Genomic DNA, 26,207 nt, shown 5'->3' with positions numbered 1-26,207 from the left:
GGAAGTCAAATACGACTAAAGTTCGCCTGGAACACGGCTGAGGAGCATGCCTCGGCATCGCGACCCGTGTTCGGCGGAGTGGCGTCCATTCGGATCAGGAGTGTGACGCCTGAACGGGTGATGGCGATTTCCCGGCCGATCCTGCTAACTTTCTGCGGCCGGGCTGTTCGGTGCCCGTTGCCGGTCGAATTCGCACAATCCCCGCACAATCACCACACTCCGCCGAAATTCCCATATGGGGAGGTAACGTGACCGCGACGTTGGATTCTGAATTAACCAGGGGTGCGTCCCGCGCCCGAACGTGGCTGCGTGAGCACGGCCTGCCGTACAGCGACGAGATCCCGCTGGAGCCCTCCGGCCGGGAGTTCACCGACGGCGGCCACTACGGCGTCGAGATCCCCGTGGTGAACAGCTTCAAGGTCCTGGAGGCCACGCTCAGCCGGCTCCAGGCCGAAGGCCTGCCCGTCACCCGCTTCAACGAGACGTTGGGCGCGTTCCTGCTGTCCGACGCCGAAGTGGCCGACATGCTGGCCCTGTGCAGGGAAAACGGCGTCGGCATGGTGTTCGCGCTCGGCCCGCGCCCCGAGTACGACCGCAAGGCCGCGTTCTACCGGGGCGGGTTCGGCGCGTCCCAGGGCCGCCGGGTCAACAACAACGACGCCATGGCCCAGTCGGCCGAGGAGGCGCTGCGGCTGACCGAGATGGGCTGCCGCGGCCTCATCGCCTACGACCTGGGCGTGATCCGCATGCTGTCCGAGATGCGCACCGCGGGCGCGCTGCCCGCGGACCTGATGATCAAGGTGTCGTCGCACTGCATCATCTCGAACCCGCTGACCGCGAAAGTGTACGCGGAAAATGGCGCGAACAGCGTCACCACCATCCACGACCTCGGTCTCCCGGTGCTCCAGGACATGCGCAAGGCCGCGCCGGACCTCACCATCGACCTGCCGACCGACGTCTACGGCAGCAAAGGCGGTTTCATTCGGTTCTACGAAGTGCCGGAGCTGGTTCAGATCTGTTCGCCGATGATGCTGAAGATCGGCGCCAGCGCCCAGTCCCACCCGCACGACCCGGTCAGTGAGAACACCATCAACCAACGCGTGCAGCGGGTCGCGCTCGCATTGGAATACTTGCGCAAATCCGGTATCGAGGCGAAGTACATCAGCGACCTGTCGCCGCAGCGTTGCGTGCCGGTTACGGTCTGATGGAGTTCGCCTTCGACGGCGGGCTCGCCGAACTGCGGGAGCGCGGCCTGGACACCGGCCGGACCCTGGTCGCCCCGAGTGCCCCTGCCAGGGACGCGCGGGCCGGCTGGGATCCGGACCTGTTCACCACGCTCGGCGCGGCCGGTGTCCTGGGTGTCGCCCTGCCCACCGAACACGGTGGGCGGGGCGCCACCCCGCTGGAGGCGGTGGCCCTGCTGGAGGGGTTCGGCGAGGGCGGCGACGACGCCGGTCTCGCCCTCTCCGCCACGATCCACGGCGTGCTGTTCGGCGTGCCGATCGCCACCCTCGGCAGCCGGTCCCAGCGGGACCGCCACCTGTCCCACGTGGTGTCCGGTGAACGGGTCGGCGCGGTCGCGTCGTCCGAGACCGGCGACGAGATCGTCGCGTTGCGCACGGCGCACGGCTGGCGGCTCGACGGCGGCAAGCACACCGTCGCCAACGCCCCGGTCGCGCACCACTTCCTGGTCACGGCGATCTCCGGCGACGGCTCGCGCACGGCGTTCCTGCTCGACCGGGACACGCCGGGCCTGGCCGTGCGGCCCGTCGACGAACCGGCGGTGCTGCGCACGTGCCCGGTGGGCGAGCTGGTGCTGACCGGCTGCGAAGTCGGTGACGACGCCGTGCTCGGCAAGCCGGGCCGGGCCACCGAAGAGCTGATCCCGCTGCTCGCCGCCCTCGACCGCACGTGCCTGGCCGCGCCGTGGCTCGGCCTGCTGCGCGGGCTCGGCGGGCGGGCCGTGCGGCTGGCGGCGGAACGGACCGGGTTCGGCGCACCGCTCGCCCGGTCGCAGTCGGTGCGGCTGGCCGTGGTGGACGTGCGGACGAGGACCGAACTGGCCGCCGACCTGCTGTACCGGGCGGCGTGGGAACTCGGTTCGGGCGGCGGCACGCCCCGCCGCGATCCCGCCATGGCCAAGCTCTTCCTCACCGAGGCGCTGCTGTCGGCGACCGGGGTCGCCGCCGGACTCGCCCCGGACGACGTGATCGTCAGGCTGCACCGCGACTCGGTCGCGTTCGCCGCCTCCGCCGGCGGGACCGACGTGCTGCGCGCCGTGATCGCCGAATCGCTGCTGGGCGCGAACTGACAGGGACCGGGACTGAAGATGGACTACTCGCTGGACGACGACGACGCGAAGCTGGTCGCCGACCTGGAAGGCCGGTTCGCCGGCATCGCACGACGGGCCGCCGATGCCGACGCGACCGGCGTGCTGCCGGAGCAGAACTGGCGCGACGTGGTGGACAGCGGCTACCTCCGGGTGTTCCACCCGGAGGCGGTCGGTGGCCTCGGCGTGGACGGCGTCACCCAGGCGCGGGCGATGGAAGCCCTGGCCAGGGCGTGCCCGAGCACGTTCTGGTCGGCCACCATGTCCGCGCTGGTGTGCGTGAAGCTGATCCACACCTACGGCGACCCGGACGTCCACCGGCGGCTGACCGACCCGCTGCTGGCCGGTGACCGGCTGGCGTGCTTCCCGGTGGTGGAACTGGAATCGGGCAGCGACGCGGGCACCTACACCACGACCGTGCGGCGGGCCGGCGACGACTACGTGATCAGCGGTGAGAAGGCGCGCATCACCAACGCCACGAACGCCGACCTCGCCGTCGTGTTCTCCCGCCTCGAAGATCACCCGGACGGGTGGTGCTACGCGTTCGTCGACCTGCGGCAGCCGGGCGTGCGCACGTACCCCATGCCGCACGGCGGGTTGCGCGCGATGCCGTGGGGCGGGCTGGTGTTCGACGAGGTCAAGGTCGAGGCGCGGGACGTGGTGCCGCTGCGGCTGGAGCAGTTCCCCGAAGGCATGGCGTGGGGCTGGCTGTTCATCTCCATCGCGTCGATCGCCATCGCCGAGGCCGCGTTCGACGCCGCACTCGACCGGGCCCGCACCCGGCAGGCGTTCGGCGGGCCGTTGGGCCGGATGGAGGCCGTGCAGGCGCAACTGGCCGACATGCGCACCGAGATCGACGCCGCCCGGCTGCTCGCCTACCGCTGCGCGTGGCACCGCACCGAGGGCAGGCTGGTGCAGGACCTGGTCGGCATGCTCAAACCGTTCGCCACCGAGATGGCCGTGCGCGTCACGCAACGCGCCGTGCAGATCCTCGGCTCGGCCGGGCTCATGCCGGGCAACGCGGTGGAGCGGCTGAGCCGGGACGCGCCGATGAACGTCATCGGCGGCTTCGCGTCGAACCGGCTGCGCGAACTGGTCGCGCAGCAACTGGGGCTGCCCGTCGAGTACGGCGGCAGCAGGCTGGTCGGCACCGGGCTCGACCTGGACCCGACCGGATTGGGGAGCTGACCGGTGGTCTACTCGATCGCGTTGCTGCCCGGTGACGGCGTCGGCGTGGAGGTCGTCGCGCACGCGCGGCGGGTGCTCGACGCCGTGGCCGCGCACCGCGGGCTCGACCTGGCCTACGACGAGATCCCCGGCGGCGCGCGGTACTTCCTGGAACACGGGCGGGACTGGCCGGACGGCGCGGAACAGCGGTGCGCCGCCGCGGACGCCATCCTCCTCGGCGCGATCGGCTGGCCCGCGCCGGACGGCTCCGGCACCGCGCTGCGGCCGGACGGGAAGATGGCGGGCTGGTCGGCGATCGTCGGCAACCGGATCGGGCTCGACCTGTACGCCAACGTGCGGCCGGTGAAGCTGCTGCCCGGCGTGCGGCACCTGATCTCCGGACGGCACCGGCAGGTGTGGGAGCCGGAGGACGTCGACATGGTGTTCTTCCGCGAGAACACCGAGGACCTGTACGCGGGCGTCGGCGGGATGATGAAGGCGGCCGGGACCAGCGAGGTCGCCATCGACACCCGGATCGTCACCCGCCCCGCCAGCGAGCGGATCATCCGCCGCGCGTTCGAGGCGGCGGCGCTGCGCGCCCGGGTCGACGGCGTGCGGCGGGTGACGTGCGTGGTCAAGGACAACGTGCTGCACGGCTGCCGGCTGTTCGTGCGGGTCTTCCACGAGATCGGCGAGGAGTTCCCGGATGTCGAACGCGAGGTCGTGCTGGTCGACGCGTTCACCCAGTGGCTGGTGCGGCGGCCCGAGCACTACGACGTGGTCGTGGCGCCCAACATGTTCGGCGACATCATCACCGAGCTGGCGTCGGCGTTGCAGGGCGGCATGGGCATGTCGGTCGGCTGCAACATCGGCGACCGGCACGGCATGTTCGAACCGATCCACGGCTCCGCGCCCAAGCACGTCGGCCGGGACCGGGTGAACCCGATGGCCACCGTGCTGGCCGCCGCCGAGATGCTGCGGTGGCTCGGCGACCGGCACTCCGACGACGCGTCGACCGCGGCGGCCGAGGACGTCTACTCCGCCGTGCGGACCGTGCTGGGCAAGGGGGAGACGCTGACCTACGACCTGGTCGGTCCCGAACGCGCGGCGTCCGGCTCGGCCGTGACCAGCGCGATCATCGCCGAACTCGTCCCGGACCGACGGTGATCGTCGACGCCCAGGTGCACCTGTGGGCGGCCGACAGCCCGGACCGGCCGTGGCCCGGGGACGGCCGCGGGATGGCGCACCGGGACGTGCCGCCCACCGTCGCCGAGACGCTGGCGGTGCTGGACGACGCCGGTGTGGACCGGGCCGTGCTGGTGCCGCCGTCGTGGGAAGGCGACCGCAACGACGTGGTGCTCGACGCGGCCCGGCGGCACCCCGACCGGTTCGCCGTGATGGGCCGGATCCCGCTCGACCCGGCCGCGCGGACGCTGTCCGGTTGGCGGGAGTCCGGCATGCTCGGCGTCCGCCTCACCCTGCACCGCGAGCCGTGGCGGACGGTGTTCTCCACCGGCGGGCTGGACTGGTTCTGGGCCGCCGCGTCCGCCGTCGAACTGCCGGTCATGGTGTACGGACCCGGCCTGTCCGGTCCACTGAGGACGGTCGCGCGCCGGTACCGGGGCGTGCGGCTGGTGGTGGACCACCTGAACGTGCCGCTGGGCACGACCGGCCCGGACGCGTTCGCGCACCTGCCGGACCTGCTGGCGTTGGCGGACCTGCCGAACGTCGCGGTCAAGGCGACCGCGCTGCCGTGCCACTCGGCGCGGCGCTACCCTTTCACCGACCTGCACGACCCGTTGCGACAAGTGATCGAGGCGTTCGGACCCGACCGCGTGTTCTGGGGCAGCGACTGGACCCGCTTGCCCTGCGCTTACACCGACAACTTGCGCCTGTTCACCGAAGCGGTGCCGTACCTCGGCGGCGCGGAACGGGACCTGGTGCTCGGTGGTGCGCTGCTCACATGGCTGGGCTGGACCCGCGTGGTGAACGGACAAACGACCACCTGAAGTGTTACCACTGAAACGCACGTTCGAGGGGTGACACGATCGGGTACCCGTCGCCGGGCGTGCGCGCGACGTTGGGAGCACGGGTGGAGGACCGCACGATCGCCGGCCGGTACCGGCTGACTGAGAGGATCGGCTCTGGTGGTATGGGGGTGGTGTGGCGGGCGGAGGACCAGCGGTTGCGCCGCATCGTGGCGGTCAAGGAACTGCTGTCCCGCACCGGTTTCGACCAGGAGTCGATCGACCGCGCGGTCCGGGAGGGACGCATCGCGGCACGGTTGCAGCACGCCAATGTGATCGCGCTGTACGACGTCGTCGAGCACGACGGCCACCCGTGGCTGATCATGGAGTACCTGCCGTCCCGCAGCCTGGCCACGGTGATGACCGAACGCGGCCCCCTGCCGCCGGACGAGGTGGCCCGGTACGGCGTGCAGCTGGCGTCCGGACTGGCCGCCGCGCACAAGGCAGGCGTCGTGCACCGGGACGTGAAGCCGGGCAACGTGCTGGTCACCGAGTTCGGCACGGTCAAGGTCACCGACTTCGGCACCTCGCGCGCGGCCGACGAAGCGACCGTCACCGCGTCCGGGATGCTCGTCGGCACACCCGCCTACCTGGCGCCGGAGGTGGCGCGCGGCGGCAAGGGCGAGTTCCCGGCCGACGTGTTCGCGATGGGTTCGACCCTGTACGCGGCGCTGGAGGGCGCGCCGCCGTTCGGCCAGGACGGCAACACCATCGCCCTGCTGCACCGGGTCGCCGACGGCCGGTTCCCGCCACCGCGGAACGCCGGACCGCTGACACCGGTGCTGATGCGCCTGCTCGACTCGAACCCGGAGACCCGGCCGACCATGGCCGAGGCGGCGGAGATGCTGCGGGACGTGCGGTTCGACGGGCACCCGGTCCCGGTTCCGGTGCCCGCACCGACACCGACGCCGACCGCGGTGATGCCCGCGCCGGTCGAGCCTCCGCAGTCCACGCCGGCCCAGTCCACGCCCGCCCAGTCCGCACCGGCCCAGTCCGCACCGGTTCAGCAGCCGCCCACCCCGCCCGCACCCGTCGACCCCGTGCCCGCACCTTCGGAAGAACGGCGAGGTGACCGGAAGGCGCTCGCCGCGCTCGCGATCGTCGCCCTGATCGCCACCGCCGTGGTGGTGTACCTGGTCAACCGGGGCGAGGGCGACAACACCACGACGGCCGGGCCGACCACCGGCAGCGAAGCCTCCACCCAGCCCGCGAACGCCGACCCCGGCACCACCCAGCCCACCGGAACGGTCCCGGCGGAGCAGCCCACGACCACCGCGCAGCCGGAGCCCACGACCCAGACCACCACCCAGCCGCCCGCCGAGATCGGCGCGGACCAGGCGTTGAGCGACTACTACGGCCTCCTGCCGGGCAACACGGAAGCCGCGTACAGCCGGCTCACCGACCGCTTCAAGGCCAACTGGAGCCCGACCTTCGCCGACTACCAGGGGTGGTGGGGCCAGATGAGCGCGGTCAGCGTGAGCAACGTGCAGGCCGTGGGGCCGGACACGGTGTCGGCGACCGTGTCGTACACGTTCAAGTCCGGCGGGACCCAGTCCGAGCAGAACGTGTACACGCTGGTCAAGGTCAACGGGCAGTGGGCGATCGACAGGCAGAACGGGAACTAGGGCGCGCACGCTTGTCCGCCGTTCCGGCACCGCACTACCTTGCCGGTGTGGAGCTGTTCTCACGCTCTTGGACGGCGTTGCGCACGGCGGTCGCCGAGGTCCCGGACGAGGACTTCGCGCGGCCGTCCGGCTGTGCCGGGTGGCTCGTCCGGGACCTGGTGTGCCACCTGGTCATCGACGCCCAGGACGTCCTGATCACCCTCGCGACCCCCACCGAGACCGAACCGACCCGGGACGCGGTCACCTACTGGGAGGTCACCCGGACGCCGCCGACCGGCGACGACCCGCTCGACGCGCTGACCGTCCGGCTGGCCGCCGCGTACGAGGAGCCGCGGCTGCTCAAGTCCCACCTCGACGACATCGGCTCCGCCGCCGGTCGCGCCGCCGAACTCGCCGACCCCGCGGTCCGCATCGGCACGCGCGACCAGGTCCTCACCGCGGGCGACTACCTCACCGCGTACGTCCTGGAATGGACGCTGCACCACCTCGACCTGATCGCGCACCTCCCCGACGCGGCGGAACCGCCCGCCGAAGGCCTCGCCCGGTCGCGCGAGATGCTGGAGAAGATCGCCGGCACCGCGTTCCCCGAGTCCTTCTCCGACAAGGACGCGCTGCTGATCGGCACCGGCCGACGTGCACCGACCGACGCGGAGAAGGCCGAACTGGGCGAACCGGCCGCGAAACTCCCGTTCGTCCTCGGGTGATCAGCCGTGCGCCATCGGGTACTTCGTCACCTGAGGCCGGTCAGGTGAAGTCGCCGCGCCACACGTCGATCACCAGGATCGGCCGCATCCCCACCGACTCGTAGAGGCCGAGCGCGGGCGTCGGGTTGTTCGAGTCGACGTGCAGGATCGTGCCCACCCGCCCGGCACCCGCGTCCACGCTGAACGCGTGCCGCAGCAGGTGCTTCGCCACACCCCGCCCGCGCGCCTCGGCCACCACGCCCAGGTGGCCGACGTACCCGCAGTTCTCGTCGGCGAACTGGTCGGTGCACTCCAGGAACCCGGCCGGCCGCCCGTCCAGCTCGGCCAGCCACATCCCCGACCAGTCGAAGATCGACTTGCGGTCCAGCTTCTCGTGCCACGCCTCGTAGGGCTTCGGCACGAACCCGAACTGCCCGGCGAACGACGCGTTCCACACCTCGTGCACGACCCGCCGCACGTCCTCGTCCACCGCCTGCCGCAGCACCAGCCCCGCCACGGGTGACGGCGGCGGCACGGCACCGGCGTGGTCGATCCGCATCCGGTGGAACGTGGTGGCGACCTGGAACCCGAGCGCACCCACCCGCGCCCGCAGCGACACGTCGTCCCGGTAGACGCACTGGTCGACGGCGACCTTGTCGTGCCCGCCCTCGCGCCCGATCTCGCGTGCCCGGTCCAGCACCCGCGCGAACAGCCAGTCCGTCACGGCCGGGTCCGCCGAGACCACGTCCACGTCGACCTCGTCGCTGCCGCTCTTGCCGTCCGCTGTCGCGTACCCGACCGCCGCGCCCGCCGCGTCGAACACCAGCCACGCGTCGCGCTCCGGGTCGAACTCCGGCCTGGTCAACTCGTCCCGCACGTCGTCGAGCGTGTAGTCGGCGAACCCCACGACCGCCGTCGTGTACGCCTGCACCAGGCCGAGGACCGTCTCGGCGTCGTCCAGCTTTGGTGGCCGGACGGTGTGACCGGTGGGAAGGGCGTCCATGGCGGACATGGTGCGCCGGCCGTCCGGCCCTGTCGATCGCGTTTTCGCCGGGCCAGGGTCTGGTGGGTGGTCGCCCGCACCCGGTCGTCGAACGCCACCAGCCGCCCGCTCGTCGGCTCAGCTTCCAACCCGGTAGCGCAGGAGCACCACGCCGTTGCCGAAGGTCCGGCTGTCGATCAGGTCCAGGTCCGTCCGGTCGTCCGCCGGCCCGAACAACGGTCGCCCTCGTCCGAGCAGGACCGGGTTCACGTACAGGTGGTGCTCGTCGATCAGCCCGAGCCGCCGGAACGTCGAGGCCAGGTCCGCGCTGCCCAACGACAGATCCCCACCGGTCGAAGCCTTCAGCGCCAGCACCTCGTCCGCCACCACCTCGCGCAGGATGGTCGTGTTCCAGTCCGTCGACTCCCACGTCCGCGAGTACACGATCTTCGGCATCTCCCGCCAGATCCGCGCGAACTCGGCCATCGGCCCCGAGATCGCCGGATCGCGGTCGGCGGTCGGCCAGAACTCGGCCATCAGCGCGTGGGTGCGCCGCCCGGCCAGGAACGCGCCCATCCGCGACAACTTGTCGTTGAAGTGCTGGTGCAGCTCGTCGTCGACGAGGTGCCAGTCGATCTCGCGGTCCGGTCCCTCGAAGAAGCCGTCGAGGGACACCGCCGCGATGTGGATGATCTTCCCCATGAACCTCACCAGTCGTGGAGGGTGCCGTCCGCCAACCGGTTCACCGGCAGGTACGCCGGACGGTAGGGGAACCGCTCCGCGGCGTCCAGGTCCAGCTCCACGCCCAACCCCGGCGTGTCGGACGGGTGCAGCAGGCCATCCACGAACGTGTAAGACGTCCGGAACACCTCCAAGGTCGCCGGGGTGTGCCGCATGTACTCCTGGATGCCGAAGTTGTGCACCGCCAGGTCCAGGTGCAACGCGGCGGCCATGCCGACCGGCGAGATGTCCGTCGGCCCGTGCATCCCCGACTTGATCCCGTACACCGCGGCGAAGTCCAGCACCTTCTTCAACCCCGTCACACCACCGGTGTGGGTGACCGCCGAACGCACGTAGTCGATCAACCGCTCGCTCAACAACGTGGTGTAGTCGTGGATCGAGTTGAACACCTCGCCGATCGCCAACGGCGTGGTGGTGTGCTGCCGGATCAGGCGCAACGCCGCCTGGTCCTCACCGGGTGTGGCGTCCTCCAACCAGAACAGGTCGTACGGCTCCAGCGACTTGCCCAACCGGGCCGCCTCGATCGGGGTCATCCGGTGGTGACCGTCGTGCAGCAACGGCAGCTCCGGCCCGAACTCCGCCCGCACCGCCTCGAACACGCTCGGCACGTGCCGCAGGTACGCCCGCGTGTCCCAGCTCTCCTCCACCGGCAGCACACCGGCCCGCGCCGGCTCGTAGTCGTACCGGTCACCACCACCCGCCGCCGACGCCGCCACGCCGTACACGGTGTCCAGCCCCGGAATGCCCGTCTGCACCCGGATCGCCCGGAACCCGAGCTCCAGGTGCAGCCGGATCGAGTCGAACAGCTCCGGCAGGTCACGCCCCGACGCGTGCCCGTACGCCAACGCGCCGACCCGGCACGCACCGCCCAGCAACTGGTACAGCGGCATCCCGGCGACGCGGGCCTTGATGTCCCACAACGCCGTGTCGACGGCGGCGATCGCGGCCATCGTCACCGGACCACGCCGCCAGTACGCGCCCCGGTACAGGTACTGCCAGGTGTCCTCGATGTCGTGCGCGTCCCGCCCGATCAGCAGCGGCACGACGTGCTCCCGCAGGTACGCCTCCACCGCCAGCTCACGGCCGTTGAGCGTCGCATCACCCAGACCGGTGATCCCGTCCTCCGTGGTGATCCGGAGCGTGACGAAGTTCCGCCCCGGACTGGTCACCACGACATCCACCGCGGCGATCTTCACGCGCCCCTCCGCACTTCCGCCACCACAACGCCGAAGGCGTCGAGTTCCACCGCACGCAACGGCTCACCGTCCAACGTCGCCAACACCCCGTCCGCCACTACCGGCTCCACCACGACCGGCGACGCGTGCTGGCTCACGAACCAGGCGAACACCCGCCCGTCCGCGTGCTCCATCAACCCCGTCATCACCAGCGGGTCGTCGACCGACACCCGGGGCGGCACACCGGCCGAAGCCGCCAGCGCCGCGTACAGCCGCCACGTCGGCTCCGGGTTCACCCGAGGCGTCATCGCGGCCATGTGCTCCAACGGGTACGTGCACAACACCACCCACCCGTCACCGACCCGGTGCCGCAGCAACGCGGGCCGACCCCGGCCGTCGACCGCGACCACCTCCGCGCCATCAGGCACCACCGGCAGGAACGCCCGGGAGTTCTCCGTACCGCCGACCCGGAACACCAGTTCCTCGCCCGCGCCGATGCCGCCGAAGTCCCGCACGAACTCCATCCGCAGCTCGTCGTCCTCGATCGGGTCGACCAGCCCGTACCGCAGCTGCTTCACCACGCCGAACGTCTCGTCCAGCTTCGGCCACCACGGACCGCGCTGCGTCCGGTGCTCCCCGACGAAGTACGACGCGTACACCACGGCGCCCGCCGAAGCCCGCTCCACCAACGTCCGCCACGTCGGCGCGGTGAGCTGCTTGACCGACGGCACCAGGTACAGCGCGCAGTCGTCCGGCACACCGTCCAGCTCGCGCACCACACCCACCGGCAGATCCGCCTCCCGCGCCGCGATGTACGCCTGCCGCGAGTTGTTCGCCACGCTCGTCGCGTCCTCGGGCTGCGTGAACGGGTACGGCGCCTCCAGGAACGACGACACCAGCAGCGCGATCCGCGTGTCCGGCCGCCGCAACCGCGCGAAATCGGTGCGCCGCAACACTTCCGTGAACGCGTGCACCTCCCGCAGCTGCTGCTTCGGTCGCCCCTCGTGGTCGGTCAACCCGAAGTGCATTTCGAACGGGTGGTGCCGGTACGGCTCCTGGTCGGCCAACCCGTCGTAATCGGTGTTGTTCCACGGTATCCAGCCGGTCGCGCCCGCGAGCAACGTCGTGTGCAGGATCTGCCGGTAGTAGTGCGCGGCGTTGGCCTCGGACACGTAGTCCGACGTCACGCCGAACTCCTCCATGACCACGGGCTTGCCGCCGATGTCGAGCAACTCGCAGACGAACGCCGCGCCGAGGTGCAGCCGCAGCTGGTCGTCCTCCATCCGGTACACGTGCGGCCCGTGGAAATCGATCAACGGCGCCAGGTCGCGGACTCGGAAACCGTTGTCCAGCCCGGTGATCTCCACACCCCACGCGCCGTCACCGACCGACACCGGCTGCGTCGCGCCCGCCGCCCGGATCTCGCCGATCAACGCCGCCGCCCACGCCGTCACGGCCTCCGCGTCGAGCGTGCCGATACCCCGCGACCGCCAGTCGGCGTAGATCGGGATCTCGTTGCTCAGCAGCCACCCGGCCACCGCCTCGTGGTCCTTCCACCGCGCGGTCAGCTCCCGGACGTACCAGCGCTGCCGGTCCAGGAACGACTCGTCGGTGAAGACATCCCGGCCGTTCCGCCACGCCGGGTCCCAGTTCTGGCCCGACATGTGCCCGACGACGAACGTCGGGACCGTCCGCATCCCCAACGCCCGGTGCCGGTCGAGGAAGTCGTCGAACCTGGTCAGCAGCTTCTCGTCCAGCGAGTCCTCGGTCGGCATGAAGTCCGGCCAGTAGAAGAAGCTGCGGGTCAGGCCGATGCCGTGGTCGCGCATCGTGCGCAGCTCCTCGTCCACCACGGACGGGTCGTAGTTGCGCCACATCAGCGGGCCACCGGTGCGCGACCAGTAGTTGACCCCTACCCAGACCAGTGGTGCGCCGTCGGCGTCGGCGAGCTTGGCGGAGTTGCGCTGCATCGCCCAGGTATATCGTTTTACCAGCCGTGTGTCGAGGTACGACCACCGGTCGGTGTAACGTTTGCGGCGTGGTGGGACGCGGACCGGGCAAGCCGACGATCGCGGACGTGGCGGCCCTGGCCGGGGTGTCGGTGGCGGCGGTGTCGAAGGTCGTCAACGGCAAGGCGGGCATCTCCGCGCCCACCCGCGAACGCGTCCTGACCGCCGCGAGCAAGCTCCAGTGGACCCCGTCCGCCGCCGCGGTCGCCCTGCGCGGCGCGAAGACCCGCGCCATCGGCATGGTCGCCAAGCGCTCACCGGACCTGCTCAGCGCCGACCCGCACTTCACCCTGCTCATCTCCGGCATCGAGAGCGAACTGTCCCCGCTCGGGTACGGCCTGCTGCTGCACATCGTCGGCGAGGAGCCGCGCGCCGAGGAGGCCGCCTACCGCAGGCTGGCCGACGAACGCCGGGTCGACGGTGTCGTGCTCACCGAGAGCCTGATCGGCGACACCCGGTTCGAACTGCTGCGGACCCTCGGCATGAACACCGTGCTGATCGGCACGCCGTGGCGCGACGACCCGGTGCCCGCCGTGCAGGCGACCGGTCTGGACAACGGCATCAGGTCGGCCGTCGAGCACCTGGTGGCGCACGGCCACCGGCGCATCGCCTACGTCTCCGGCCCCGAGGACCGGGTGCACACGCTCCACCGGCGGCGGGTGTTCGAGGAGACGTTGGCGGCGCACGGCCTCGCGCCCAGCCACACCATCGTCTCCGACTTCACCGCGGCCGGTGCGGTCGACGCCGTCGGCAGGCTGCTGGAAGACCGCCGACGCCCCGCCGCCGTCCTGTTCGCCAACGACTCGATGGCCGTGGCCGGCATGAGCGCGGCCCGCCGGCTCGGCGTGGACGTGCCCGGCGACCTGTCCGTGATCGGCCACGACGACCTGCCGCTCGGCGAACTCGTCTACCCGCAGCTCACCACCGTGCGCCAGGACCTCGTCGGCCTCGGCCGGGCGGCGGCCCGCGTGCTGCTCGCGTCGCTGGACGAGATCGAGGACGCGTCGATCGACATCCGCTCGCCCGAACTGGTGATCCGCGAGTCGACCGGACCGCTGACCACACCCCGGCGCTGACCACCCCCGGCGCTGACCACACCGAAACGTTGACCAGCCGGAAGCGCCCACGCTCGACGTAAAGTGGACCGCATGCGCACACGGCCCACGTTGAGCTGGACGGCGACCGGTGCGCCGTTGCCGCGCACGACCAGCCTGGACGAGGTCGTGCGGGTCGTCGCCGAAGGCCGGGTGCTCGTGCTCAGCGGCGCCGGCCTGTCCACGGAATCCGGTATCCCGGACTACCGGGGCGAGTCCGGCAGCCTGCGCAAGCACACCCCGATGACCTACGACGAGTTCGTCGGCAGCGTCGAGGGCAGGCGCCGCTACTGGGCGCGCAGCCACCTCGGCTGGCGGACCATCGCCCGCGCCGCGCCGAACACCGGCCACCACGCGGTGGCGGAACTGCACGCCCGCGGCTACCTCTCCGGCGTGATCACGCAGAACGTCGACGGCCTGCACCAGGCCGCGGGCACATCGGACGTGGTCGACCTGCACGGCAGCCTCGACCGGGTGATCTGCCTGGACTGCCGCGCGGTCAGCCCTCGCGAAGACCTCGACCGCAGGTTCCGCGCCGCCAACCCCGCGTTCGAGGCCACCGCCACCCGGATCAACCCCGACGGCGACGTCGACCTGCCCGATCACGAGGTGCGCTCGTTCCAACTGGTCGAGTGCGCCGACTGCGGCTCGGGCGTGCTGAAACCGGACGTGGTGTTCTTCGGCGAGAACGTGCCCCGACCGCGCGTCGAGCAGTGCTACCGGCTGGTGGACTCCGCCGACGCGCTGCTCGTGCTCGGCTCCTCGCTGACCGTCATGTCCGGCCTGCGGTTCGTCCGGCACGCCGCGACCGCCGGTAAACCCGTCCTCATCGTCAACAAGGGCCAGACCAGGGGCGACGCCCACGCGACCGTCCGCGTCGACCTGCCCCTGGGCGCGGCCCTGACCTCCCTGCTCTCCCGCCTGGCGTAGTCGCCGCGACGGCACCCCGGCGCGGCCGATCGGGGACACGACCAGGTCTCCGCTCGCCCGTTGTCGATGGACCATTCCGGCCGATTGGGCCGAACGGGGCGTTTTCCGTCGGCATAAGAATGACGACGGCCGGGTCCGTTCGGCGTTCCGTCATAGGCTCCACCAGGCGGTCGCGCCTACTTGTCCCGGGGTATTCCCCGAAACCCGGCGTAGCTGTTGGTTTCGCGGTCGCTGCCGAATCCACGGATCGGCGGCGAATGAATCCGCTGTGGCCGTGGCTCGTCACGACCGGTGCCGCCGGCCGGTGAGCCACGCCATTCACAACAAAGGACACATATATGATGAAACACCGCCAATCCGGTCGACACCACCATGCCGCCGCGATCCGGAGAGCGCTGCTCGCGCTGTCGCTCGCGGCACTGCTGGGCGGCCCGGCCGCCGCCACCACGGCGGTGGCCGCGCCGCCGGAGAACGTCGTCGGCGTCTGCAACGTCGATGTCGTCGTCGACGTCAACCCCGGGTTGAGCCTGGTCAAGGAGCACCTCAGGGTCACGTCCAACGGCCCGACCGGCACCGCCGCCTGCACGCTGACGGTGGACGGCGAGCCGGTGGTCGGCACCGGCACCTTCCAGGCCACGGCAAATGCCTACGGCAACTGCGTCGCGACCAGCGGGCAGGGTGAGTTCACCATCCACCTCACCCACACCCCCTCCGGCGCGCCGATGGACCGGCAGATCAGCCGGACGTTCTACGAATCCAGCCAGGGGTTGGCCGCCCTGCTGCACTGGGAGGACGGCCGGGGAGAGCCCGTCGCGGTGCCCCTGGACAACGAGGTGCCCTGCGTCGACCCCATCGAAAAAGTCCTGGTGGATTTCCTGATCGAATTCATCGACAAGTAATACCCGACCGCGCCGCGGAAACCGCGGGTCCGCCGCCGAGGATGTCCCACCACCGGGCAAGACCTCGGCGGCGGCCCACCACGGTCAGGCCACGGCCCACCACGGGCCGTCTCGGCTTGGTCCGGCTCAGGTCCGACGCAGCCGCAGCACGTGGTCCGCGCGCGTGCCGTGCTCACCGTTCGGCCCGGTCATCTCACGCTCGACCGACTCGTCCACCTCAACTACCCACCCCCCATCGAGCTTCAACGACGCCAGCACCTCGGCGTTGGTCGGGAACCGGTACTCCACCGGCGGGTCGTGCCGCTGGAACGACGCCCACTCGGCGTGCCCGACGATCAGCAGCACGCCACCGGGCGCCACCGCCTCGGCCGCCCGCGCCAGGATGCTCTCGCGCTCACCCTCCGGGGCCACCGACGAGTGCAGGAACTGCGCCGAGACCAGGTCGAACACGCCGGTCGGGAACGAGCGCCCCAGGTCGTGCCGCTGCCAGTCGATGCGCGCGGCCAGACCCGCCTCGGTGGCCCGCGCCGCGCCTCTGGCCAACGCGGTGGTGGACACGTCGACCGCGGTGACCACCCAGCCCTGCTCGGCCAGCCACAACGCGTCACCTCCCTCCCCGCACCCGAGGTCCAACGCGGTGCCGGGCGCCAGGTGCGCGACCTCCCGCACCAGCAACTCGTTGGCCTTGCCGGTCCAGACCTGATCGCGGTCCCGGTAGAACGTCTCCCAAAACTCCTCTGTGGTGTCCATGCCCCCGATCCTGCGACCATGCGCGCCCAACCGGCAACAAAAGTTGCTGATCCGGCAACACCGAGGCCCGGGGCAACCCGCCGGGAGACAACTGCGTAGTTGTGGTGACCGCAGACATGGGGGAGGACAACGGGTGAAACGCGACGACGAGTTCTCCCGGTTCTTCGCGAGCCGGTTCGACCCGGCTCGACGCACGGCCTACGCGCTGTGCGGTGACTGGGTGGAGGCGGAGGAGATCGCTCAGCACGCGTTCGTCCGCATCTACGTCCACTGGCCCAAGGTGCGACAGGGAACCGCGGAAGCGTACCTGCGCACCGTGGTGACCAGGCTGTTCCTCGACACACGGCGCAGAGGGAGACAACGCGAGCAGACCGTCGCCTCACCACCGGAGTCCGCGGTCGATGCGGACACGTCGGGCGCCGACGAACGCCAGCCGCTGCTGGCCGCGTTGCAGCACGTCCCGCCCCGGCAGCGGGCCGTGCTGGTGCTGCGGTACGTGCACGACCTGTCGGTCGAGCAGGTGGCGGAGGCGCTGCGGTGCTCGACGGGCACGGTCAAGAGCCAGACCGCCAAGGGCTTGAAGACGCTCCGCGAGGCCTATCGCGGCGCGGTGACCCCGGGGAGTGCGTGATGTGGGAGAACGAGCAGGAGTTGAGCGGCGCGCTGCGGTCCGAAGTAGACGGACCAGCGCCCGTCGCGAGGATGGACGTGGCGGACGTGCTGCGGCGTGGCCGCCGCCGGTTGCTGGTGCGCCGGGCAGGCGCGGCGGCGGGCGTGCTGGCGGTCGTCGGCGTGGTCGGGTTCGGCACGGTGGCGTTGAGCGGCCTCGCCGGACCCGACCACTCGCCACCCGCCGACGGCACGACCAACGCGCCACTCGTCACCACGTCACCCGCGACCGTCGGCCCCGAGTGGACGACCGTGAACCAGCCGCCACGCACCCCCTACGGCACGTTCACCCCCGCGTGGACCGCACCACCGCCCGCCGGCCGCGAGATCCTGGCGATCCCGGAGTGCGATCAGAGCACCGTCGGCCAGCACACGACCTGGCTGAACCCCCGCCCACCCGCACCGGTGCTGAACGCCTGGGTGCTCGCCGTGGGCCAGGTCGCGTCACCGGCCACGGTGAGCGAGCTCCACGCGCAAACGTTCCCGGCGAACAAGCAGAAGCACCCCGACTCGGTCGACGGCCACACCCAGTGGATCGACGTCACCGACGAGCACGGCACCGGCAGCGTCGACCTGAGGGCCGGCCACACCACCCTCGCCCCACTCGCGGCGGCCGACGAGGAGGCGTTCGCCGAGGGCAACTGCGCCCCGCCACGACGCCTGGTCCGGTCGGACGGCACCGTGCTCCAGTACTACACGGTGCGGGCGAACGAGCCGTTCCAGTCATTGAGCCAGGTGCTCCGCGTCTACACACCGACGGGTGACATCTACGCGATCAGCCTGCTGAACTTCGGCAGCCCCGACTTCACCGTCCAGGAAGATCAACGAGGCTTCGAACGCACCGGCGCGGGACGCGAGACCCTGCCGTTGACCGAGGAACAGCTGACCAGGATCGGCCTCGCGGTAGCCGACGCCACCTGACCCGCAGATCCGCCCGGCGCTACGCCTGCCCGACGCAACACCCGCCCTGCCCTGTCCCACCCTGTCCTGCCCTGCAACGCCCCGCCCAGTGCAACACCCGTCCGGTACAACTGCCCGCCCTGCCCTGTTCGCCCCGCGCCGCCCACCCGTGCCGCGCCTGCCCGCACCGACCGAGCCTGGTCCCGGCCGAAGCCGGCGGTGATAACAGCCGCCGACTTCGGCCGACCAAGCCGAGCGGGTCACCGGGCCGGCCGCTCCGGCACGGGGAATGTCGACCGTCCGAAGCGGAAATGCCGTTGCGTAGTCGGGAAGTTAACTCGATCGTGTAACCGCCTATCGCTCGAACGTGTCGAAGGTTTCCGGGTTCTACGCTGCCCTTCCGATATCGGGATCACACCGACCGCGTACCGCGCGCCGGGTGTCTCCATGGGAAGAGTCGCGTGACTGGTTACCTCGAGCTCGCCGCCTCCGCGGTGCTGTACGCGTTGGGCATCGTCGCCCAGTCGGTCGCCTCCCGGCGCGCCGACGAAGGCGGCGGCGGGCTCGGGTTGCTCGCCCGACTCCTCCGCGACCGGCTCTACCTGCTGGGCTTCGCCGGACAGGTCGGCGGCTTCGCGCTGGCGTTCCTCGCCCGCGCCGAACTCCCGCTCTACCTCGTCCAGGCCGGGTCCTCGTGCGCGGTCGGGTTGGCCACCCTCTTCGGCATCGCCGTGCTCGGCTGGCGGGTCCGCGCGGTCGAGATCGTCGTGCTCGTCGTGATGGCGACCGGACTGGTGCTGCTGGCCGCGGCGGCGACACCGTCGGCCGCCCACGACGTGCCGCCGGGCCTCGGCATCGTCCTCTTCGGACTCCCGCTGGCCGCGCTCGTCTTGATCCAACGCCGGCTGGTCCAACGCCGGATCGCCGGCGTCGTGCCACTGGCCGCGTCGGCGGGCCTGGCGTTCGCCGTGGTCGCCATGACCAGCCGCACGCTCGCCGACGAACCGCTCCTCACCCTCCCGCTGTACCCGTTGGCGTGGTTGATGATCGTCGCCGCCCTCGTCGGCCAGTCCTACCTCGCCCTCGCACTGCGCCGCGGCTCGGCCACCTCGACCGTCGCCACCATGGACGCCACCACCGTCGTGCTCACGTCCGTCATCGGCATCGCCGCCCTAGGCGACCGGATCACCCCCGGCCGCGAGTGGTGGGTGGTGCTCGGCGTGGGCCTGGTCGTGACCGGCGTGCTCCTGCTCGGCTACTCCGGCCGGCTCGCGAAATCCCCCGCACAGGTGGCCCGATGAACACCGCCAGCGTCTCGCTCGACCTGGACAACCTCTGGGCCTACCTCAAAACCCACGGCGACCCCGAGTGGGAACGCCGCCCCAGCTTCCTGCCCACCGCCGTGCCACGCCTGCTGGACGCCTTCGGCACGCACGGCCTCACCACGACCGTCTTCGTCGTCGGCGCGGACGTCGAACGCGAGGACGGCGCGCAGGCCGTCGCCGCCATCACCGGAGCAGGGCACGAGGTCGCCAACCACTCCTACGGCCACGAACCCTGGCTGCACCGCTACTCCCGCGACCGGCTCGAAGCCGAACTCGCCCGCACCGAGGACGCGATCGTCGCCGCCGGCGCCCCACGCCCGACCGGCTTCCGCGGCCCCGGCTACAGCGTCACCCACGACCTCCTCGAGCTGCTCGCCGAACGCGGCTACCGCTACGACGCCAGCACCCTGCCCACCTGGATCGGCCCGCTCGCCCGCGCCTACCACAACCGCACCGCCCCGACCGGCGGCGAACGCGACCTGTTCGGCGGCTTCTCCCGCGTCCGCGCACCCAACGCCGCCTACCGCTGGCGCGTCGGCACGGGCCTGGTCGAACTGCCGGTCACCACCATGCCGCTGCTGCGCGTCCCGATCCACGGCTCCTACCTGCTCCAACTGCACCAGGTATCACCCCGCCTCGCCCGTGGCTACTTCACCACCGCGTTGCGGCTGTGCCGGGCGCGCGGCGTGCAGCCGTCGTTGCTGCTGCACCCCACGGACGTGCTCGGCGCGGCCGAGGCACCCGGCATGGAGTTCTTCCCCGGCATGGCGGTCCCCGGCGCGCGGAAGGTCGAGTTCCTGGGCTGGGTGCTCGGCGCCCTGCGCGGCCACTTCGACGTCGTCGGCACCGGCGCGCACGTCGACCGGCTCGAAGCGGGCCTGCGCGAGCACGACACCGGACTGCTGGCGCGGTGCGGCGGATGACCTGGCTGTTGCGGGCCTTCACGTGCGCGACGGTGTTCGCCGCACCGCTCGAGGGCTACCTCCTCCAGGCACACGGCCAACTGGCCAAACTCCCGCCCGCGCTGCTCGCCGTCACCTGGGTCGCGGTCCGGGTGCGTCAACGCCGAGCGCCCGAACCGCACCCGGTGCACGCGGTCCTCGCGATGTTCGCCATCGTGCTGCTCGCGTCGTCGGCGTTGCACGCGGGCGGCGCCTTCACCATGCAGTACCTGGTCCGCTGGCTACCGTTCCTGCTGGTCACGGTGATCCTGGTGGACGTCGCCGCACGCGAGGTGCCGATCCGCGCGGTCCTCGCGGCGACCGTCGCGGGCGCCGTGGTGGCCGCCGTCGGCGCGCTGTACAGCCTGCTCGCGGCGGGCGAGACGCGCGCGACCGGCCCGCTGGAGGACCCGAACGACCTCGCCTACGTCCTCGTCGCGGCCATCCCGCTGCTCGTGGCCCTCCGCCGAACCGGACGCGTCACCCTCGCCCTCGCCGCCACCACCCTCGTCGCGGGCGCGGCGGCGACGTTCTCCCGAGGCGGCGCGCTCGCCCTCACCGCCGCCGTGGCCTGGCTGCTCGCCCGCCGCGCGCTGCCGCTCAAGGCGGTGGCGGGCGCGGCGGTGGCACTCACCGTGCTCGGCGTCTCGGGAGTCCTGTTCGCCGGACCCGAGCTCGACCGGGCGTTGCGGGAGAAGACCCACATCGCCGGGACCAACGTGGACACCCGCGAACTGCGCTCGCAGGCCGCCGCCCGCGTGGTCGCCGACAACCCCGGCCTCGGCGTCGGGCCGGGCGGGTTCCGCGAGGCGTACCCCGCCGCCTCGCACAACGCCGAGATCGACGAGCAGAGCCCGGTGGCGCACAACATGTACCTGGAGGTGGCCGCCGAACTCGGCCTGACCGGGTTCGCGCTGTTCGCCGCACTCCTCGTGCTCACCGCGGTCACCAGCGAACGCGTGCGGCGCACCACCACCGACCCGCTGCCGGTGGTCGCCGTGCAGGCGTCCCTGATCGCGGTCGTGGTCGCCTCCGCCTTCCTGTCCCAGCAGTACTACCTGCCGTTGTGGTCGCTGGTCGCGGTCGTGGCCGCGGCCGACCTGCGCCTGAGGAGGACGAGCAACGTTGCGTGTGCTCCACGTGATCAGTGAGATGGGGACCGGCGGCGCCGAAGCGCTGGTCGCCGGGATGGCCCGGTCGGGCGAGCAGTTCGGCTGGCACTCCGCCGTCGCCAGCGGCGGCGGACACCGGGCCGAGGCGTTGCGCGCGCTCGGCGTGCCGACGTTCACCGTGCCGGTGGCCCAGCGCAAGGCCACCGGCGTGCTGCGCGCGACGACCGCCACCAAGGCCGCGATCCGCAGCTTCCGGCCGGAGGTCGTGCTGGCGCACAACGTGTCGGCCAGCCTCGTCGCGCGGCTCGCCGTGCTGCCCCGCCGCCTGCCGCTGCTGACCGTGTTCCACGGCGTGGCCGAAGCCGACTACACCGGCGCGGCCCGCATACTCAAACGCACCTCGCGCACGGTCGTCGCGGTCGCCGACGCGACGGCCGACCGGCTGCGCGCAGCGGGCGTCCCCGACCCGGTGGTGATACCCAACGCGGTGTTCCCGCAACCCGAACGGGTGGATCGGAACGCGGTCCGCGCCGTGCACGGCGTCGCCCCGGACGTGCCCGTCGCGCTGTGCCCGGCCCGCCTGGAACCCCAGAAACGACACGACGTGCTGCTGGACGCGTGGGCCAGGCTGGACGGCGAGGCGGTGCTGTGGCTGGCCGGCGACGGCAGCCGCCGGGACGCGCTGCGCCGGCGTGCCGCCGACCTCGGCATCCAGGACCGGGTCCGGTTCCTCGGCAACCGCTGCGACGTGCCCGACCTCCTCGCCGCCGCCGACGTCACCGTGCTGACCAGCGACTGGGAGGGCATGCCGATCGCGGTGCTGGAGTCACTGGCCGCCGGCCGCCCGGTCGTGGCGACCGATGTGGACGGTGTGCGCGAGGCGCTGGCCGGTGGCGGCGGCGTCACGGTGCCCCGCCGAGACCCGGCCGCGACGGCGGAAGCGTTGCGGTCACTGCTGTTCGACACCCGGGCACGAGCCGAACTCGGCGAGGCGGGGCGCGCGTCGGTCCAACGCGAACACGACCCGCGCCTGCTGATGCGGTCCTACGACGAACTCCTGCGCACCTTGCTGTCGACCGGTGGATCACCGAAGTCGGCGGCGGTGTGAAACCTCAAGCGCAAGAAGCTGCTCGTGGCGATGGATGCGATCGATCCGAACGAGATGGCCGACCTGGTCAACGCCGCCTGCACGGCACAAGTCATCCCCGGCACCAACTCCTCCGGGAAACGGGCCGTGATCAAGGAATGGGAAGCGGCATCATGAAGCGTCCGCTGCTGGTCAGTCTCGGCGTCGCGTTGCTGGTCGCCCTGGCCGTGCTGCTCACCGTCGAGTTGGGCGGCGAGGAGTACGAGAGCCGCGTCGGCTTGCTCGCGGTGGCGACCGACCCACCCCCCGACGGCCAGGCACCCGGCGTGCGAGCGCAGTACGGCGAGGTCGTCGCCCTCGCACTGCCCGCGCTGGTCGAGGTGTCGCGCAGCCCGTCCGTGCTGCGCACCCCCGCCGACGAGCTGGGCACCACGATCGAAGACCTGGCCCGGCGTGTGTCGGTGGAGCTGGTGCCCGCCTCGGGCCTGGCCCGGCTGTCGGTGCGCGCGGCGACCGCCGACGAGGCCGCGCAGGCGGCGATGCGGATCGCACAGGCCGTGGTGGACGCCAACCTGCTCGCACCCGCCGCCCGGCTCCGCCTGCTCGACCGACCCGAGACCACGCGGATCGCACCCGACCGGCCGTTGGCGTTCGGCCTGGCCCTGGTCGCGGCCGTGGTCGCGGGCCTGGCCGCCTACGCGGTCGGCCACCTGCGCCGGACCCGCCTCGGTGACCAGGTGCGCGCGGCTCTGACCGCCGGCGGTGTGCGGCACCCGGTCGCGGTGCTGCCCGACGACGATCCCGGCTTGGCACAGCGGTTGACGGTGCTGTGCGAGGCGTCGGCACGGCCGGCGCGCGTCGTGGCCGTGGTTCCCGAGTTGACCGAACGCGCCGAGGCGCTGGCGGCCGGGTTGCCGGACAAGACCGGTGAGCCCGGCGACGGTGACGCGGTGATCGTGCTCGTTCCGGCTGGCAGCAGGCGGCACGACGAGTTGGCGACCGTGGTCGGCGCGCTGCCGGCCGCGGCGACCGTGGTGGCGGTGGTGTTGTGTTGAGGGCTGGTACGTTCCGCGAAAAGGTCGGATCGTATATGAGATACGATCGGGCCTCCGGAAAAACACAACGACCCCTCGTTGCCCTGGTGGCGTTGGTGGGGGTCGTGGGCGCGTGGCGTGCGTTGCGGCCTTCGTGGGAGGTGCCGCTCCCGACCCCGGCCAACCTGCCCGAGGAGCGGATGCAGGACTTCCGGGACGCGCTGTACTTCCCGATCCGCGAGTTCCTGGCCGGCGGCAACCCGTACCACCCGGCAGCGATGTTCGAGCACTGGCCGGTGCGGCAGAACTTCAACCTCTACCAGCCGTACCACCTGCTGCTGCACGCGCCGTTCGCGCTGCCGGGGTACCGGGTGGGCGCGGTGGCGTTCGCGTTGGCGTCGTTGTTGCTGCTGGTCGCGCTGGCGGTGTTGGCGGCGGGTCGGTTGCGGCAGCACGTGCCGTTGGTGCTCGGCACGGCGGTGATCGCGACCCTGCTGGTGTTCAGCCAGGTGGGGAAGGCGCAGCTGTACGTCGGGCAGGTGAACCCGCTGATCGCGGTCGGGGCGGCGGGTGCGTTGCTGGCGCGGCGGGACTCGCCGAAGTGGGCGGCGGTCGCGTTGGCGTTGGCGTGGCTCAAGCCGCAGTTCGGTCTACCGCTGGCGTTGCTGCTGTTCGTGCGCGGGTCGCGGCGGGTGGCGTTGACCGGGACGGCGATTGCGGCGGTGGCGAGTCTGGTCGTCCTGGTGCCGTTGATCGTGCGCGGTGGTGGGGTCGGACCGTTCCTGGACGTGATCGCGGCGAACCTGGCGCACGCAAGTCAGACGTCGTACGGCGCGGTGGATTCCATGACGGCGCAGCGGATCGACCTCGCGGCCGTGCTCTACCGCGTCACGGGTTGGCTGCCGGGCGGCGCGGAACTGTTGGCGCTGGTCGGCGTGCTGGTGGTGAGCGGGGTGCTCGTGCGGCGGCTGGACCGGATGGGCCAGCCGGCCGCGGCGGACCTGCTGACGTGCCTGGCGGTGGTGGTGGCCATCGTGCACCAGCCGGGTGACGTGCTGATCGCCGTGCCGTCGATGGTGGCGGTGGGTGTCGTGTGGTGGCCGCGTCGGCGTGAACGGGACTGGCGGCTCGTCGGGTTGTCGGTGGTGCTGCTCCTGGTTCCCTTCGCGCACTTGCACTTCGTCAGCCTGGCGATCCGGGCGGTGTCGAGTGCGCGGGTCGATGTGACGGTCGACGGTGTGGCGGTCGCGGCGGCGTGGCTGCTGGCGGTGGGTTTCGCGGCCACTCGCCGTTGCTCGGGCGTCGGCACGGTGCGGGCGTGACACCCGTCGGTCAGCGGGCCGTGCGGGGTTCGCTGTGGCTGTTCCTGGTCAACCTGGTCGGCAAGGGCAGCCAGATGGCCGTCACGCTGGTGCTGGCCGCCTTCCTCACCGAGGAAGGGCTGGGGCTGGTGGCGCTGGCGGTGGCGCTGGTGAACATCGGCCAGGTCGTGCAGTCGATGGGCGTGTACGACGTGGTCAGCCGGACGGACCGGGATCCGCGTCGGGTGGCGGGGACGTTGCTCACGCTCAGTGCGGGCGCGGGGTTGGTGCTGGCCTTGGGGTTGGTGCTCGCGGCCGATGGGATCGCTCGGGCGCTGGACGCCCCTTCGGTCGCGTCGCTGGTGCGGTTGGCGGCGGTGAGCCTGCCGTTCTCGGCGGTGGCCGGCGTGCAGATGGGGTTGCTGCACCGGGAGTTGGACTTCCGCCGCCGGCTGTTGCCCGACGCGGGTGGGGCGGTGCTCGGTGCGGCGGTGACGATCGTGCTCGCGGTGGGTGGGGCCGGGCCGTACTCGCTGGTGATCGGGCTGTTGTGCACGGCGGTGGCGCAACCCGTGCTCGGTGTGGTGGCCGGGGTGCGGGTGCGGCCGGTGTGGGACGCGGGCGCGGCGGGCGAGGCGTTGCGGTGGATCGCGGTGGTCGGGCCGGGTGCGGTGGTGGCCGTGCTGCTGATCAACGTCGACTACCTGGCGATCGCGCGGGTGCACGGGCCGGAGGCGGTCGGTGTGTACTCGTTGGCGTACCGGATCGCCTGGGTGCCGTACATCCTGGTCGCGGTGGTGCTCGGTGGTGTGGTGCTCCCGTTGTGCGCCAAGTTGATCCGGGATGGGCAGGGGCTGTCCGAAGTGGTCGGACGGTTCACGTCGGCGGTGCTGGTGGTGACCGGTGGCCTGTACGCGGTGACGGCGGCGTTGGCCGATCGGGTGGTGGTGTTCGGCGCGCGGTGGGCGGGGGCGGCGGTGCCGCTGGCGCTGTTGTGCTTGTACGGCTTGGGGATCAGCCTGCTGCACCTGTGGTACCAGGTGCTCAAGGCGGCCGGGCACGCCCGCCGTTACCTGGCGTTGGAGGCGACGCACCTGGCGTTGCTGGTGGGCGGGCTGGTGGTGTTCACCCGGCACGGGGTGGTGGCGGTCGCGTTGGTGCAGGTCGTGGCCGTGTGGCTGGTGGTGCCGTGCACGTGGCGCGCGTTGGCCCGGCGGGGGATCGGGCCGCCGTTGAGGTCGCTGGTCAAGGGGGTTGGCGGGGTGGTCTTGGCGGCGGGGTGTTGTGCGGTGGTGGCGTTCGTGGTCGGTGACGTGTTCGGGCCGCCCGGTTCGGTGGTGGGCGCTTTGGGTGAAGGTGGCGTGTTGGCGGTGGTGTGCGGCGTGGTCGTGCTGGCGGCGAACCGGGAGGCGTTGCGGCGGTGAAGG

General features: G+C 71.7%; 25 protein-coding genes. 20 read left to right on the top strand and 5 right to left on the bottom strand.

Features of this window, described 5'->3' with window-relative positions; all coding sequences use genetic code 11:
• Positions 1 to 248 precede the first annotated feature (248 nt).
• The 7 genes from FM051_RS35005 to FM051_RS34975 all read left to right on the top strand — a co-directional run bounded on the left by FM051_RS35005 (position 249) and on the right by FM051_RS34975 (position 7,852).
• Entirely contained in the window at positions 249 to 1,205 is a 957-nt protein-coding gene (locus tag FM051_RS35005) for a U32 family peptidase (RefSeq protein WP_238412879.1), read from the top strand.
• Complete coding sequence (locus tag FM051_RS35000; RefSeq protein WP_158850992.1) at positions 1,205 to 2,311, top strand: acyl-CoA dehydrogenase family protein; 1,107 nt, start codon at positions 1,205 to 1,207, stop codon at positions 2,309 to 2,311. Before FM051_RS35005 ends, FM051_RS35000 begins: the two co-directional genes overlap by 1 nt.
• Before the next feature lie 18 nt (positions 2,312 to 2,329).
• The gene (locus FM051_RS34995; RefSeq protein WP_158850990.1) at positions 2,330 to 3,517 is read left to right on the top strand and encodes an acyl-CoA dehydrogenase family protein; all 1,188 of its coding nucleotides are present in this window, start codon (positions 2,330 to 2,332) and stop codon (positions 3,515 to 3,517) included.
• Between the two features lie 3 nt (positions 3,518 to 3,520).
• Positions 3,521 to 4,663 carry an isocitrate/isopropylmalate dehydrogenase family protein gene (locus tag FM051_RS34990; protein ID WP_158850988.1) on the top strand — a complete coding sequence of 381 codons (1,143 nt, stop codon included), beginning with the start codon at positions 3,521 to 3,523 and terminating at the stop codon, positions 4,661 to 4,663.
• A complete protein-coding gene (locus FM051_RS34985; RefSeq protein ID WP_158850986.1) occupies positions 4,660 to 5,505 on the top strand; it encodes an amidohydrolase family protein in 846 nt (281 codons plus the stop codon). The genes FM051_RS34990 and FM051_RS34985 overlap by 4 nt, the downstream gene beginning before the upstream one ends.
• 83 nt (positions 5,506 to 5,588) lie before the next feature.
• Positions 5,589 to 7,148 carry a serine/threonine-protein kinase gene (locus FM051_RS34980; RefSeq protein WP_158850984.1) on the top strand — a complete coding sequence of 520 codons (1,560 nt, stop codon included), beginning with the start codon at positions 5,589 to 5,591 and terminating at the stop codon, positions 7,146 to 7,148.
• Between the two features lie 47 nt (positions 7,149 to 7,195).
• Entirely contained in the window at positions 7,196 to 7,852 is a 657-nt protein-coding gene (locus tag FM051_RS34975; protein ID WP_158850982.1) for a maleylpyruvate isomerase N-terminal domain-containing protein, read from the top strand.
• Between the two features lie 40 nt (positions 7,853 to 7,892).
• Here the strand turns inward: FM051_RS34975 and FM051_RS34970 are convergent, their stop codons facing one another.
• The 4 genes from FM051_RS34970 to FM051_RS34955 form a co-directional block, all read right to left on the bottom strand.
• Complete coding sequence (locus FM051_RS34970) at positions 7,893 to 8,834, bottom strand: GNAT family N-acetyltransferase (RefSeq protein ID WP_158850980.1); 942 nt, start codon at positions 8,832 to 8,834, stop codon at positions 7,893 to 7,895.
• A 117-nt stretch (positions 8,835 to 8,951) separates the two neighbouring features.
• Positions 8,952 to 9,515, bottom strand: coding sequence for a dihydrofolate reductase family protein (locus FM051_RS34965; protein ID WP_158850978.1), 564 nt, complete (start codon positions 9,513 to 9,515; stop codon positions 8,952 to 8,954).
• A gap of 5 nt (positions 9,516 to 9,520) precedes the next feature.
• Positions 9,521 to 10,750, bottom strand: coding sequence for a D-mannonate dehydratase ManD (manD, locus tag FM051_RS34960; RefSeq protein ID WP_158850976.1), 1,230 nt, complete (start codon positions 10,748 to 10,750; stop codon positions 9,521 to 9,523).
• A complete protein-coding gene (locus FM051_RS34955; RefSeq protein WP_158850974.1) occupies positions 10,747 to 12,699 on the bottom strand; it encodes a glycoside hydrolase 5 family protein in 1,953 nt (650 codons plus the stop codon). Before FM051_RS34955 ends, manD begins: the two co-directional genes overlap by 4 nt.
• A 68-nt stretch (positions 12,700 to 12,767) precedes the next feature.
• On the opposite strand from FM051_RS34955, the gene FM051_RS34950 reads away from it, so the two are divergent.
• The 3 genes from FM051_RS34950 to FM051_RS34940 all read left to right on the top strand — a co-directional run bounded on the left by FM051_RS34950 (position 12,768) and on the right by FM051_RS34940 (position 15,661).
• Complete coding sequence (locus FM051_RS34950) at positions 12,768 to 13,814, top strand: LacI family DNA-binding transcriptional regulator (RefSeq protein ID WP_238412878.1); 1,047 nt, start codon at positions 12,768 to 12,770, stop codon at positions 13,812 to 13,814.
• A gap of 72 nt (positions 13,815 to 13,886) precedes the next feature.
• On the top strand, positions 13,887 to 14,762 hold the full coding sequence (locus FM051_RS34945) for an NAD-dependent protein deacetylase (RefSeq protein ID WP_158850972.1): 876 nt from the start codon (positions 13,887 to 13,889) through the stop codon (positions 14,760 to 14,762).
• 338 nt (positions 14,763 to 15,100) lie between these two features.
• A complete protein-coding gene (locus FM051_RS34940) occupies positions 15,101 to 15,661 on the top strand; it encodes a hypothetical protein (RefSeq protein ID WP_158850970.1) in 561 nt (186 codons plus the stop codon).
• Positions 15,662 to 15,787: 126 nt separating this feature from the next.
• On the opposite strand, the gene FM051_RS34935 is transcribed toward FM051_RS34940, so the two are convergent.
• Positions 15,788 to 16,411, bottom strand: a complete 624-nt coding sequence (locus FM051_RS34935) for an SAM-dependent methyltransferase (RefSeq protein ID WP_158850968.1) — start codon at positions 16,409 to 16,411, stop codon at positions 15,788 to 15,790.
• A 133-nt stretch (positions 16,412 to 16,544) separates the two neighbouring features.
• Here FM051_RS34935 and FM051_RS34930 point away from each other — a divergent pair, with 133 nt between their 5' ends.
• The 10 genes from FM051_RS34930 to FM051_RS34890 all read left to right on the top strand — a co-directional run bounded on the left by FM051_RS34930 (position 16,545) and on the right by FM051_RS34890 (position 26,204).
• Positions 16,545 to 17,042, top strand: a complete 498-nt coding sequence (locus tag FM051_RS34930; protein ID WP_158850966.1) for a SigE family RNA polymerase sigma factor — start codon at positions 16,545 to 16,547, stop codon at positions 17,040 to 17,042.
• On the top strand, positions 17,042 to 18,001 hold the full coding sequence (locus FM051_RS34925) for a hypothetical protein (RefSeq protein ID WP_158850964.1): 960 nt from the start codon (positions 17,042 to 17,044) through the stop codon (positions 17,999 to 18,001). Before FM051_RS34930 ends, FM051_RS34925 begins: the two co-directional genes overlap by 1 nt.
• A 440-nt stretch (positions 18,002 to 18,441) precedes the next feature.
• On the top strand, positions 18,442 to 19,281 hold the full coding sequence (locus tag FM051_RS34920; protein ID WP_158850962.1) for a hypothetical protein: 840 nt from the start codon (positions 18,442 to 18,444) through the stop codon (positions 19,279 to 19,281).
• On the top strand, positions 19,278 to 20,228 hold the full coding sequence (locus tag FM051_RS34915; RefSeq protein WP_158850960.1) for a polysaccharide deacetylase family protein: 951 nt from the start codon (positions 19,278 to 19,280) through the stop codon (positions 20,226 to 20,228). Before FM051_RS34920 ends, FM051_RS34915 begins: the two co-directional genes overlap by 4 nt.
• Positions 20,225 to 21,397 (top strand): O-antigen ligase family protein, encoded by a 1,173-nt coding sequence (locus FM051_RS34910; RefSeq protein WP_158850957.1) that lies wholly within the window; start codon positions 20,225 to 20,227, stop codon positions 21,395 to 21,397. The genes FM051_RS34915 and FM051_RS34910 overlap by 4 nt, the downstream gene beginning before the upstream one ends.
• Positions 21,378 to 22,466 (top strand): glycosyltransferase, encoded by a 1,089-nt coding sequence (locus FM051_RS34905; RefSeq protein WP_238412881.1) that lies wholly within the window; start codon positions 21,378 to 21,380, stop codon positions 22,464 to 22,466. The genes FM051_RS34910 and FM051_RS34905 overlap by 20 nt, the downstream gene beginning before the upstream one ends.
• A 24-nt stretch (positions 22,467 to 22,490) precedes the next feature.
• Complete coding sequence (locus FM051_RS53370) at positions 22,491 to 22,622, top strand: hypothetical protein (RefSeq protein ID WP_274383830.1); 132 nt, start codon at positions 22,491 to 22,493, stop codon at positions 22,620 to 22,622.
• The gene (locus FM051_RS34900; RefSeq protein ID WP_158850955.1) at positions 22,619 to 23,500 is read left to right on the top strand and encodes a hypothetical protein; all 882 of its coding nucleotides are present in this window, start codon (positions 22,619 to 22,621) and stop codon (positions 23,498 to 23,500) included. Before FM051_RS53370 ends, FM051_RS34900 begins: the two co-directional genes overlap by 4 nt.
• 86 nt (positions 23,501 to 23,586) lie before the next feature.
• A complete protein-coding gene (locus tag FM051_RS34895; RefSeq protein ID WP_238412877.1) occupies positions 23,587 to 24,801 on the top strand; it encodes a glycosyltransferase 87 family protein in 1,215 nt (404 codons plus the stop codon).
• On the top strand, positions 24,798 to 26,204 hold the full coding sequence (locus tag FM051_RS34890; RefSeq protein WP_238412876.1) for an oligosaccharide flippase family protein: 1,407 nt from the start codon (positions 24,798 to 24,800) through the stop codon (positions 26,202 to 26,204). The genes FM051_RS34895 and FM051_RS34890 overlap by 4 nt, the downstream gene beginning before the upstream one ends.
• Positions 26,205 to 26,207 lie beyond the last annotated feature (3 nt).

It is taken from the genome of Saccharothrix deserti (assembly GCF_009769385.1).
Taxonomy (GTDB): Bacteria; Actinomycetota; Actinomycetes; order Mycobacteriales; family Pseudonocardiaceae; genus Actinosynnema; species Actinosynnema deserti.
This window is presented reverse-complemented; position numbering and strand designations above follow the sequence as displayed.

Coding starts and splice junctions, on each gene's coding strand:
- FM051_RS35000 (WP_158850992.1), top strand. CDS start 1,205: ATGGAGTTCGCCTTCGACGGCGGGCTCGCCGAACTGCGGGAGCGCGGC.
- FM051_RS34940 (WP_158850970.1), top strand. CDS start 15,101: ATGATGAAACACCGCCAATCCGGTCGACACCACCATGCCGCCGCGATC.
- FM051_RS34910 (WP_158850957.1), top strand. CDS start 20,225: ATGACCTGGCTGTTGCGGGCCTTCACGTGCGCGACGGTGTTCGCCGCA.
- FM051_RS34995 (WP_158850990.1), top strand. CDS start 2,330: ATGGACTACTCGCTGGACGACGACGACGCGAAGCTGGTCGCCGACCTG.
- FM051_RS34965 (WP_158850978.1), bottom strand. CDS start 9,515: ATGGGGAAGATCATCCACATCGCGGCGGTGTCCCTCGACGGCTTCTTC.
- FM051_RS34945 (WP_158850972.1), top strand. CDS start 13,887: ATGCGCACACGGCCCACGTTGAGCTGGACGGCGACCGGTGCGCCGTTG.
- FM051_RS34925 (WP_158850964.1), top strand. CDS start 17,042: ATGTGGGAGAACGAGCAGGAGTTGAGCGGCGCGCTGCGGTCCGAAGTA.
- FM051_RS34935 (WP_158850968.1), bottom strand. CDS start 16,411: ATGGACACCACAGAGGAGTTTTGGGAGACGTTCTACCGGGACCGCGAT.
- FM051_RS34955 (WP_158850974.1), bottom strand. CDS start 12,699: ATGCAGCGCAACTCCGCCAAGCTCGCCGACGCCGACGGCGCACCACTG.
- FM051_RS34915 (WP_158850960.1), top strand. CDS start 19,278: ATGAACACCGCCAGCGTCTCGCTCGACCTGGACAACCTCTGGGCCTAC.
- FM051_RS34900 (WP_158850955.1), top strand. CDS start 22,619: ATGAAGCGTCCGCTGCTGGTCAGTCTCGGCGTCGCGTTGCTGGTCGCC.
- FM051_RS34970 (WP_158850980.1), bottom strand. CDS start 8,834: ATGGACGCCCTTCCCACCGGTCACACCGTCCGGCCACCAAAGCTGGAC.